The sequence below is a fragment of the Micrococcus sp. HG099 genome, from assembly GCF_024723355.1.
Lineage (GTDB): Bacteria > Actinomycetota > Actinomycetes > Actinomycetales > Micrococcaceae > Micrococcus > Micrococcus endophyticus.
Genome location: NZ_JANQCJ010000089.1, coordinates 1 through 10,057, shown reverse-complemented (window position 1 = coordinate 10,057; position 10,057 = coordinate 1). Strand labels below are relative to the sequence as shown.

Annotated in this window: 10 protein-coding genes and 1 pseudogene; 2 read left to right on the top strand and 9 right to left on the bottom strand. The window is 75.3% G+C overall.

Translation table 11 applies throughout. The features are described from left to right. The 5 genes from NWP10_RS08480 to NWP10_RS08460 form a co-directional block, all read right to left on the bottom strand. Positions 1 to 820: YafY family protein (locus tag NWP10_RS08480; protein WP_258300557.1), on the bottom strand; the 820-nt coding region annotated here is incomplete at its 3' end. Positions 821 to 834: 14 nt separating this feature from the next. Next, positions 835 to 1,230 (bottom strand): FKBP-type peptidyl-prolyl cis-trans isomerase, encoded by a 396-nt coding sequence (locus tag NWP10_RS08475; RefSeq protein WP_017488239.1) that lies wholly within the window; start codon positions 1,228 to 1,230, stop codon positions 835 to 837. A gap of 32 nt (positions 1,231 to 1,262) precedes the next feature. Then, positions 1,263 to 2,348 carry an FKBP-type peptidyl-prolyl cis-trans isomerase gene (locus NWP10_RS08470; protein WP_258300556.1) on the bottom strand — a complete coding sequence of 362 codons (1,086 nt, stop codon included), beginning with the start codon at positions 2,346 to 2,348 and terminating at the stop codon, positions 1,263 to 1,265. A gap of 59 nt (positions 2,349 to 2,407) precedes the next feature. Beyond that, on the bottom strand, positions 2,408 to 3,802 hold the full coding sequence (gene pafA / locus NWP10_RS08465) for a Pup--protein ligase (RefSeq protein ID WP_258300555.1): 1,395 nt from the start codon (positions 3,800 to 3,802) through the stop codon (positions 2,408 to 2,410). After that, on the bottom strand, positions 3,799 to 3,990 hold the full coding sequence (locus NWP10_RS08460) for a ubiquitin-like protein Pup (protein ID WP_017488237.1): 192 nt from the start codon (positions 3,988 to 3,990) through the stop codon (positions 3,799 to 3,801). Before NWP10_RS08460 ends, pafA begins: the two co-directional genes overlap by 4 nt. Positions 3,991 to 4,114: 124 nt before the next feature. Between NWP10_RS08460 and NWP10_RS08455 the strand changes: the two genes are divergently transcribed. Together NWP10_RS08455 and NWP10_RS08450 are read left to right on the top strand one after the other, a co-directional pair. After that, on the top strand, positions 4,115 to 4,579 hold the full coding sequence (locus NWP10_RS08455; protein ID WP_258300554.1) for a pyrimidine dimer DNA glycosylase/endonuclease V: 465 nt from the start codon (positions 4,115 to 4,117) through the stop codon (positions 4,577 to 4,579). A 40-nt stretch (positions 4,580 to 4,619) separates the two neighbouring features. Then, on the top strand, positions 4,620 to 5,213 hold the full coding sequence (locus NWP10_RS08450; RefSeq protein WP_258300553.1) for a cyclodeaminase/cyclohydrolase family protein: 594 nt from the start codon (positions 4,620 to 4,622) through the stop codon (positions 5,211 to 5,213). Between the two features lie 15 nt (positions 5,214 to 5,228). Here NWP10_RS08450 and dop read toward each other — a convergent pair whose 3' ends face one another. The 4 genes and pseudogenes from dop to NWP10_RS08430 all read right to left on the bottom strand — a co-directional run. After that, on the bottom strand, positions 5,229 to 6,962 hold the full coding sequence (gene dop, locus NWP10_RS08445) for a depupylase/deamidase Dop (protein ID WP_258300552.1): 1,734 nt from the start codon (positions 6,960 to 6,962) through the stop codon (positions 5,229 to 5,231). Further along, on the bottom strand, positions 6,959 to 8,743 hold the full coding sequence (gene arc, locus NWP10_RS08440; RefSeq protein ID WP_258300551.1) for a proteasome ATPase: 1,785 nt from the start codon (positions 8,741 to 8,743) through the stop codon (positions 6,959 to 6,961). Before arc ends, dop begins: the two co-directional genes overlap by 4 nt. Next, the gene (locus NWP10_RS08435; protein ID WP_158492767.1) at positions 8,712 to 9,776 is read right to left on the bottom strand and encodes a tRNA (adenine-N1)-methyltransferase; all 1,065 of its coding nucleotides are present in this window, start codon (positions 9,774 to 9,776) and stop codon (positions 8,712 to 8,714) included. The genes arc and NWP10_RS08435 overlap by 32 nt, the downstream gene beginning before the upstream one ends. Before the next feature lie 23 nt (positions 9,777 to 9,799). After that, positions 9,800 to 10,057 (bottom strand): annotated as a pseudogene (locus tag NWP10_RS08430) (peptidase); the annotation flags it as partial.

The window sequence follows — 10,057 nt, the reverse complement described above, 5'->3', positions numbered from 1 at the left end:
CGCCCACGGCCCGCACGCCCTGGCCGCGCCCGGGGGCGAGCCAGACCCGCACGCGCTCGGCGTCGGCCTGGCCGGCCAGGCGGGCCACCAGGTCGGCGTGGTCGTGGTCGGCGGGGCGCCCCGGCAGGGACGCGGCGCGCTCCACGCGGCGCGGCTCGCCCTCCATGCGGGTCAGGCGGAAGCTGCGCTCGGCCTCGCGGTCCGCGTCCCAGCCGGTGAGGTACCAGCGGCCGCGCACGAGCGTGAGGAACCACGCCCGCACGGTCCGCCGGCTCTCCCGGCCCCGCGCGTCGCGGTAGGGGAAGCGCAGGACGGCCTCCTCGGCGACGGCCTGGGTCAGGGCCTCGAGCCGGGGGTCCGCCCGCGGCGTGAGGGCATGGTAGCCGGCCAGCTCGTCGTCGGCGGCCAGGTCCGGGGTCGGGGCGAAGAGCAGCCCCACGGCGCGCACGATGTCGGCGCGCAGGGGCGAGTCGCCCCAGAGACGGCGGGCGCGCACGAGGGCGCGGCGCTCATCCACGGTGAGGTCGAGGTCGCGCAGCAGCATCGCGTCGCGCACCACGCGGTGGCGGACGCCCTGCGCCTCCTCCTCGAAGGAGTCCACCTCGAGCGTCTCCAGCGGGACCCCCACGGCGCGCAGCACGCGGCGGTCCCGCTGGAACAGCTTCTCGAAGGCGGCGTCCGAGAGCCCCTCGTAGCCGACCACCTGGCGCCGGATCCGGTCACGCTCGAGGCCGTGGGGCGCGGACAGCAGCAGCCACAGCAGCGAGATGATCCGCTCGGCGGCCTCGTCGCCGGCGCGCCGGGAGGCGGGAGGGGCCATGGACGGGACGCGGGTCAGTCGACCGAGACGAGGTCGCAGACGAAGATCAGCGTCTCGTTCGGGCCGATGGCCGAGCCGGCGCCGCGGGCGCCGTAGCCCAGGTGCGGCGGGATCTCGAGGCGGCGGCGGCCGCCCACCTGCATGCCCAGCAGGCCCTGGTCCCAGCCGGCGATGACCTGGCCGACGCCCACTGTCAGCGGCAGCGGGGTGCCGCGGTTCCACGAGGCGTCGAACTCCTCGCCGGTGGACCAGGCCACGCCCACGTAGTGGACCTGCACGCGGGAGCCGGCCTCCACGGCGGGGCCGGAGCCGGCGATCAGGTCCTCCACCACCAGCTCGGTGGGCGGGTTCTCGCCCGGGAAGTCGATCTCGGGCTTCGTGCGGTCGTAGTCGCGCTGTCCGAAGGACACGGTGCTCTCCTGAGGGGTCGTGGGTGCGGGGGTCAGTTCGCCGGCGGGGTGGACGGGGCCTGGGCGTCCAGGATGTCCACCACGAACAGCAGGGGCTCGTTCGGGCCGATGTCCGGCGGGCTGCCCTGCTCACCGTAGGCCTTCTCCGCCGGGATCGACAGCAGGACGCGCGAGCCCACGGGCTGGCCCGCCAGGCCCTCCTTCCAGCCGGGGATCACCTGGTTCAGGGAGAAGGAGATGGGGGCGCCGCGCTCCCACGAGGAGTCGAACCGGGTGCCCTCGGACCAGGTCTCGCCCACGTAGTTCACGGTCACGGAGTCGTCCGGGCCCACTTCGGGGCCCTCGCCGCGGATCAGCGGCTGGACCACCATCTCGGACGGGGCCTCGCCCTCGGCGTCGCCGATCTCCGGGGTACCGTCGGTCACGGTGACCTCGGGCAGCCGCTCGTCGCGTTCGGCGACCTCCTCGCCCTGGGCCTGCGTGGGCAGGATCGACTCGATCTTGTACACGAAGAGCTGGGCGGGCTGGGTCTGGGTGGGGGGGGACGCGCTTGGCGAGGCGCCGTCGGCGGGCGGGGCGGTGACCTCGCGCTCGGGGCTGTAGGCGGCGACGACGGAGCCGACGCCGTTGCGCACCAGCAGGTCGTGCATCTCCGGGTTCATGCTCTTGAGCTGCTGGTCCACAGGCACGGACTCGGGGTCGCCGGTGAAGTTCTCGGCGAGCACGTCGCCGCTGGCGGGGTCCACGACGGCGATCGACATCTTCAGCACGTCGCCCTCCTGCACCTGGTCGCCCTCGCCGGCGGTGAGCACGCGGGTGGTGGGCTGGTCCGTGGCGAGCTCGCCGTCGACCTCGACGCTGGGGGCGCCGTCCTCGCCCTCGGAGAAGGACAGGCCCTCCAGGGCGTCCGGCTCGCCCTGGCCCTCGCCGACCGCGGCACGCTCGGGCGCGGCGGACTGCGAGGCGGAGGCGGCGTCATCGTGCGGCTCCGGCGTGTCGTCCTGGCCGGAGGCGCAGGCGGTGGCCAGGAACAGGCCGGCCACGCCCAGCGACACCAGGGGCAGGAGGCGACGGCGGCGACGCGGCGTCGTGGTCTCGGGGGTCTGGAACGAACTCATGCGCCACACCCTAGCGGCGGGCCCTGGGCGTCGCCCCGGGACCCGCCGGGCGCGCCCTGTCAGCCGATGCGCTCGAACAGCCGGTCCACCGCGTCCGAGGACGCGTCGAAGGGGTCCTTCGCCGCGATCGCGTGCAGCGGGTGGTCCGTGAGCTTGAGCGTGGTCCAGTCCACCGCGTAGCCCAGCCCCCGCTGACGGGCGCGGGCGATGAAGTCGGCGCGCACGCGGGCGCGCGTCGTCGGCGGGGCCGCGTCCACGGCCAGCCGGCCGGCGTCCTCGGGCAGCAGCCGCGCGGCCGCGCCGCGGCGCAGCAGGAGGCGGAACAGGCCCCGGTCCGGGTCGATGTCATGGAAGGCCAGGTCCAGCTGCGCGAGCCGCGCCGAGCCCCAGTCCAGGTCCTGCCGGGCCCGGTAGTCCTCGAGCATGCGCAGCTTGATCGCCCAGTCGATGCGGTCCTCGATCCGGGAACGGTCCCCCGTGCGGACCGCCTCGAGCACGTCCTCCCACAGGGTCAGGATCTCCTCCACGCGCTCGTGGTGGGCGCCCTCGGCGGCCACGAACGCCCGGGCGCGCTCGAGGTAGTGCTCCTGCAGCTCCAGGGCGGAGGCGTCCCCGTCCCGCAGCGCCACGCGCGCGGTGCCCGTGAGGTCGTGGGAGATCTGGCGGACGGCCAGGGTCGGGTGGGCGAGCACCCGGTCCCCGAGGGGGAAGCCGGCCTCGATCATGCGCAGCATCAGGTCCGTGGCCCCGAATCGGAGCAGGTGGGTGTGCTCGGAGAGGCTGGTGTCCCCCACGATCACGTGGAGGCGGCGGTACTCGGAGGCGTCCGCGTGGGGCTCGTCGCGCGTGTTGATGATCGGCCGGGACCGCGTGGTCGAGGAGGAGACCCCGTCCTGCACGAAGTCCGCCCGCTGGGAGAACGCGAAGTGCGCCGCGCCGTCACCCTCGGGCCACGTGCCGGCGGGGACCACCCGGCCGGCGCCCACGAGGATCTGGCGGGAGACGAGGAACGGCACGAGCGCCTCGGTGAGCCGGCGGTACTCGGTGCGCCGGCGCAGCAGGTAGTTCTCGTGGGAGCCGTAGGAGCTGCCCGAGGAGTCCGCGTTGTTGCGGTACAGGTGGATCCGGCCGCCGATCCCGTCCGCGGCCATGCGCTCCTGCGCCCGCGTGACGAGATCGTGGAGGATGAGGTCGCCCGCGGCGTCCGAGGCGATCAGCTCGTCCAGGGTGGAGCACTCGGCGGTGGCGTACTCGGGGTGGGAGCCCACGTCCAGGTACAGGCGGGAGCCGTTGGAGACGAACACGTTCGAGGAGTGCCCCCACTCGACGACGGGCCGGAAGAGGTACCGGACGACCTCTTCGGGACTGAGCGGGCGCCCCTCCGGGTTCCAGTGCTGGACGCCGTACTCCGTCTCCAGCCCGAAGATCCGGCGGGCGCGGTCCGCGTCGGTCACTGGCCGCCCTTCTGGACGAAGCCCTTGACGAACTCCTCGGCATTGGACTCCAGCACCGAGTCGATCTCGTCCAGCAGGCTGTCCAGGCCCTGGTCCTGGGCCGCGGGCTTCACGTGCGCCTGGCCCGCCGCGGCGCCGGTCTCGTCGTCGCCGCCGGACGGGCGTGGGCGGATCTGCTCCTGGGACATGGTGGCCTCCTCGTGCGTCGACGCGGGTCGATGTGCTTCGTCCGCGTCCACCCATCCTGCCCCACGCACGGGCCACGTTTCAGCCCCACGTCCCCGGGTTGCCTCACGCTGGCAGGATGGGGGCATGCGCCTGTGGACCCTTCATCCCCGCCACCTCGACCGCCAGGGCCTGACGGGCGCCTGGCGCGAAGCCCTGCTCGCCCAGGCCGTCCTGGCCGGCCGCACGCGCGGGTATCGCGACCACCCGCAGCTGCTGAGGTTCCGGGAGCATCCGGACCCGTCCGTCGCCGTCGGCGCGTTCCTCTCCGGCCTCGAGGCCGAGGCCACGGCGCGCGGCTACCGCTTCGACCACTCCCGGATCGACCGGCCGTGCCCCGCCCCCGACGGCGCGGTGCGCATCCCGCCCGTCGGTCTCGCACCGATCCCGGCCACCACGGGCCAGCGCGACCTGGAGTGGCGTCACCTGTGCGCCAAGCTGGCCGCGCGCAGCCCCGCCTGGCTCGAACGGTGGTCGGACACGCCCGTCCCCGACGTGCACCCGCTGTTCACGATCGTCCCGGGGCCGGTCGCCTCCTGGGAGCGCGCCTGAGGGCGGGCCACGGTCGGGCTCGGTCTGGCACCGTGGGGGCATGATCCGCGACGAGAGCATCGAGAGCTATCTGGGGCGCCTCGCCTCCGGCGAGCCCACCCCCGGCGGCGGCGCGACGGGCGCGCTCGCGGTCGCCGAGGGCGCCGGACTGCTGGCCATGGCGGCCCGGTTCAGCGCGGCCGAGGAGGACGCTCGGGCATCGGAGGGCCTGATCGCGGCGTGCCTCGGCCTCGCCGACGGCGACGAGCGGGGCTTCGGCGCCGTGGCCGAGGCGTTCGGGCTGCCCCGCGACACCCCGGAGGCCCGGTCCCGGCGCTCGGCCGCGATCCAGGCCGCCCTGGCCGAGGCCGTCCGGCCACCCCGCGGGATCGTCGACGCCGCCGCGCGTGCACTGGACCTGGCCGAGCGTGTGCTGGACGCGGCGAACCCGAACGTGCTCTCCGACGTCGGTGCGGCGCTCGGCTGCATCCGGGGCGGCCTCACCGCCGCCACGGTCACACTCGAGACCAACCTGGGCCCCCTCCGCGACGAGGGCGTGGAGGGCATCCTGCGCACCGACGTCGACCGGGCGGACCGTCTCGTCGCGCGGGCGGACGCCCTGCTGGGCCGCGTGCGCGCGGCCGTCACGGGCTGAGCGCCAGCCCTCGTCTCAGGCCCGCGCGCCGAACAGCGGCGGCAGCGTGGCCACGAGCGCCTCGTCGTCGGGCCGGGGCGCGGCGGCGTCCTCCCACCAGCCGGGCAGGTCCATGGCGGCGCCGACCAGCGGCTCGGCCAGGTGCAGCCGGTGCACCCGCTCCCCCGCCCCGCGCAGCAGCAGCGTCTCCCACGCGGCGCCGGCCACGCGGTCACCGTGGCGGCCCACGAGGTTGCCGCGGGTCCACGCGCGGGTGGCCCGCGGCGGCGTGGCGACGGCGGCACGGATCTCCGCCTCGTCGGCGAGCGTCCGGAGCGCGCCGGCGGCCACGAGCCGGCGGTGCAGGGAGCGGGCCGGGCGCAGGTCGGCGTACTGCAGGTCCACCATCGCGAGGCGGGGGTCGGTCCAGTCCGCACCCGCGCGGGCCCGCAGGCCCTCGAGGACGCGCAGCTTGGCCGCCCAGTCGGCGCGGTCGCTCAGGGACAGCGGATCCGCGGTGGCGTCGTCGAGGTCGATGGCCCAGGCCGCGAGCACCGCGGCGGTCTCGGGGTCGTCCACGCCGAACGCCGCGCAGTGCTCCCGCGCGGCCCGGTGGTAGGCGGCGAGGATCTCCAGCCCGGTCCAGTGCCGGCGGACCGGGGCGCCGCCGTCGTCGGGGTGCTCGAGCAGCGGGACCCGCGCCTGCAGGGTCGGGTCGTGGCTGATCGCCTGGAGCGCGGCCACGGGATCGTCCAGGACGAGCCGGGGCGCGGTCCCGGCCTCGGCCATCGCCAGCACGAGGGCCGTCATGCCCATCCGCAGCCATGTGGCGTGCTGGCTCAGCGTGGCGTCGCCGATGATCACGTGCAGCCGGCGGTACGCCTCCCGCCGCGCGTGCGGCTCGTCCCGGGTGTTCACGATCGGCCGGTGGATGGTGGTCTCCAGGCCCACGGACTCCTCGAAGTAGTCCGCGCGCTGGGACAGCTGGAACCCCGGCCGCTCCCCCGCCGGGCCCAGGCCCACGCGACCCGCGCCCACGAGCACCTGCCGCGCCGCGAAGAACGGCAGCAGGACGGCGGTGAGCTCCTCGAAGTCCAGGGACCGGGCCACGAGGTAGTTCTCGTGCGCTCCGTAGGACTGGCCCTTGCCGTCCACGTTGTTCTTGTAGACCAGCACCTCCGGGGCGCCCTCGGCCTGGCCGATGTGTTCGGCCGCCGCCTGCGCGACCAGGTCCCCGGCGGCGTCCCAGACCATGGCGTCCCGCGGGGTGGTCGTCTCCGGCGACGAGTACTCCGGGTGGGCGTGGTCCACGTACCAGCGCGCGCCGTTGGCCAGCACGGTGGACAGCAGCAGGTGCACGGGCTCCCCGTCCGGGCCCACGAGCGCCTCGTCGGTCAGCTGCGAGGGGTGCGCCGCCGAACGCGGCAGCCGCCAGCCGCGCGCGTCCACGAGCGGCGACTCCCCCGTGTAGTCCCACTCCGTGCCGGCCACCGCCGAGCCGGACCGGGTGACCAGGTCCGCGTACGCGTTCACGAGCTCGACCGAGAGCACGCTGTGGTGCGCCCCCGGGTTGGCCGGCGCGTGGATGCCGAACTCGGTCTCCGTGCCCATCACCCGGTGCACGCCCCAGCCGGCGGCGTCCCGCCCGTTCGGGGGCACGGCCGCGCCGTGGAACAGCCGACGCTGGCCCTCGAAGGCGGGGGTCGGGCCGACGTCGACGGCGACGGCCCGGGCGAAGCCGTCCGCGGTCCCGCGGCCGAACGCGCTCACGACTGCGCCCCGCGCACCATCCGCAGCGACTGCAGGCGCGGGCCGCGCCAGCCCGAGGTGCGCGCCCACTCGGCGGGCGCCACGGTGGCCAGCAGGTCCGTCTGGTCCTCGAGCACCGCGTCCACGGCCTCGCGCAGGTGGCCCTCGCGCACGCCGCGGGCGGCCGGGTCCTGGTCGGCGACGAGGTAGTCGCGCACGGCGTGGCGCTTGGCCCGGTCCACGACGTCGGCCACCACGGCGCCCGAGACGAGGTCGGCCAGGTGCAGGGGTCGCACGGCGCCGGTGACGTCGGTCAGCTCCGCCAGCGCGGTGGCGTCGTTCCGGGCGTAGAGGGCCTCCACCGTGCGGGCGATGAGCCCCTGGCGGGCCGAGCCGGCCGAGCCGGCCGCGGCGACGTCGTCGGCGTGCAGGGGCACGTCCGCGGTGAGGTGCTTGGCCATGATCTCCGCGGCGCCGGCGGCGTCGGGACGGTCCACGCGGATCTTCACGTCCAGCCGGCCGGGGCGGAGCACGGCCGGGTCGATCATGTCCTCGCGGTTGGAGGCGCCGATGACGATCACGTTCTCGAGGGCCTCGACGCCGTCGATCTCGGTGAGCAGCTGCGGGACGATCGTGGTCTCCACGTCCGAGGAGACGCCGGAGCCGCGCGTGCGGAACAGCGACTCCATCTCGTCGAAGAAGATGACCACGGGGAAGCCGGCGTCGGCCTTCTCGCGGGCCCGGTCGAAGATGACGCGGATCTGCCGCTCGGTCTCGCCCACGTACTTGTTCAGCAGCTCGGGCCCCTTGACGTTGAGGAAGAACGAGCGCTCGCCGTCCGCGCTGCGGGCCGAGAGGGCGTTGGCCACGGCCTTGGCGAGCATGGTCTTGCCGGTGCCGGGCGGGCCGTACAGCATGATCCCCTTGGGGGCGCGCAGACCGTGCTCGCGGTAGACCTCGGGGTGCAGGAACGGGATCTCGACGGCCTCGCGGATCCGGTCGATCTGGGGGCCGAGGCCGCCGATGTCCTCAAACGTGACGTCCGGGACCTCTTCGAGCAGCACCTCGTCCACCTCGGACAGCTCGACCCGCCGCAGCGCCCACTCGACGCGCGGGTCCACGGTGACGGCGTCCCCGTGGCGCAGCTCGACGCCCTCCAGCGCGGGCGCGCGCCGCACCACGCGCTCCTCGTCCGCCGTGCTGGCCAGGACGAGGCCGCCGTCGGGCAGCGCCTCCTTGACGCGCAGCAGCTGGCCCGAGCCGGTGCCCGGCGCGACGCCCACGATCGCGCTGGACTCGTCCAGCAGCACCTGGGCGCCGGGAACGAGGCGGGCGGCGTCGAGCAGCGGGGAGACCGTCACGCGCAGCCGCCGGCCGTTCTGCACGACATCCGCTCCCCCGCGCACCACGGCGCCGGTCTCCACGCCCTCCTCGGGCTCACGCGGGGCGTGGACGGCCTCGAGGGTGGCGAAGGTGAACGGCGGATGCGTGACGGCGTCCAGGTTCTCCTTGAGCGTGGTGATCTCGGTGCGCGTGGCCTCGAGCAGCTCGACCATGCGCCGGTTGTTGCGGGCGGCCGTCTGGGTCTGGGCCTCGGCCTCCCGGCGGCGCTCGCTGAGGCGCGCGGCGTGCCGCTGGGCCGAGTCGAGCTGGTGCCGCAGCCGCTCGGCCTCGGCCTGGGACTGCCGCAGCAGCTCACGGGCCTCGCCGAGCCGGCGCTCGAGCTGCTCCGGTCCCCCCTGCGCGTCCTGGTCCACGGGCGCCTCCCCTTCAGTCCTGGTCCTGCTCCTGGATCCTTCCACCGTACGCGTCCACGCCGCGCTCGGCGGCACGTGACCGCGCCGCCATGAGCCGGGCCTCCTTGGCCGCCTTGCGCGCCTTCTTGTCCGTGACGGGGCGCTCGCCGAGGGCCTCGGGGGTCCACCGGGCCTCGTCGGCCGGTTGCCAGGCCTCGACGTCCTCGGCCTTGAACTCGGAGACCTTGGAGCGCTTCTTCAGCCGCAGGGCCTCCTCGCCGGTGGCGAGGCGGCGGGCGGTGAGCAGGAAGCCGGTGTGGGCGACCATCCGGTGGTCGGGGCGCACGGCGAGCCCGTCCAGGTGCCAGCCGCGCACGAGGGTCTCGTTGGCCTCCACCTGGGTGAACCGGCCGGAGTCCCGGATGGCCTCGGCCACGCGGGAGAGCTGGGTGGCGGTGGCCACGTAGTTCAGCCAGACGCCGCCGGGGGCGAGGACCTCGGCGACGGCGTCGAGGCACTCCCAGGGCGCGAGCATGTCCAGGACCACGCGGTCCACGGAGCCGGGCTCGTGGACGCGGGTCATCTGCTCCTGGGCGTCGCCGAGGTGGATGGACCAGGCGGGGTGCTCGGCGCCGAAGAACGCCTCCACGTTGGCGCGGGCCACGTCCGCGAACTCCTCGCGGCGCTCGTAGGAGTGCAGCCGGCCGTGGTCCCCCACGGCGCGCAGCAGGGACATGGACAGGGCGCCGGAGCCGACGCCGGCCTCGACCACCACGGCGCCCGGGAAGATGTCCGCCTGCTGCACGATCTGGGCGGCGTCCTTGGGGTAGACCACGGTGGCCCCGCGCGGCATGGAGAGCACGAAGTCGTTGAGCAGCGGGCGCAGCACCTGGTAGGGCTGGCCGGCGGAGTTCTCCACCACCACGCCCTCGAAGCCGCCGATCAGGTCGTCGTGGCGCAGGACCCCCTGGTAGCTGTGGAACTCGCCGCCGGGCAGCAGGGTGATGGTGTTCAGGCGGCCCTTGGCGTCCTTGATCTGGACGCGCTGGCCGGCCCGCAGGGGGCCGCGGCGCGCGCTCACGCCGGTGGGTTCGGTCATCGTCGGATGGCTCCTTCGTCGGGTCAGGGGCGTCGCGTCGCGTGGACGGCGGCGAGGATGCGTTCGCGGGGCACCACCGAGCGCACGAGTCCGCGCGCGTCGGTGAGCACCCACACGGGGGTCTCGGGGTCGGCCAGGACGGCCGCGAGCTCGGGGCCGTCCTCGGGCAGGGCCTCGCGCTGCAGCACGGCCTGCGGGGCCAGGGCGACGGCGGCGGCCGCCACGGGGGTGCCCGCGCGGGCGGCCGCGTCCAGGCGGCCCACGGCGGTGAGGTCGAGCAC

Coding starts and splice junctions, on each gene's coding strand:
- NWP10_RS08460 (WP_017488237.1), bottom strand. CDS start 3,990: ATGTCCCAGGAGCAGATCCGCCCACGCCCGTCCGGCGGCGACGACGAG.
- NWP10_RS08435 (WP_158492767.1), bottom strand. CDS start 9,776: ATGACCGAACCCACCGGCGTGAGCGCGCGCCGCGGCCCCCTGCGGGCC.
- NWP10_RS08455 (WP_258300554.1), top strand. CDS start 4,115: ATGCGCCTGTGGACCCTTCATCCCCGCCACCTCGACCGCCAGGGCCTG.
- NWP10_RS08450 (WP_258300553.1), top strand. CDS start 4,620: ATGATCCGCGACGAGAGCATCGAGAGCTATCTGGGGCGCCTCGCCTCC.
- NWP10_RS08470 (WP_258300556.1), bottom strand. CDS start 2,348: ATGAGTTCGTTCCAGACCCCCGAGACCACGACGCCGCGTCGCCGCCGT.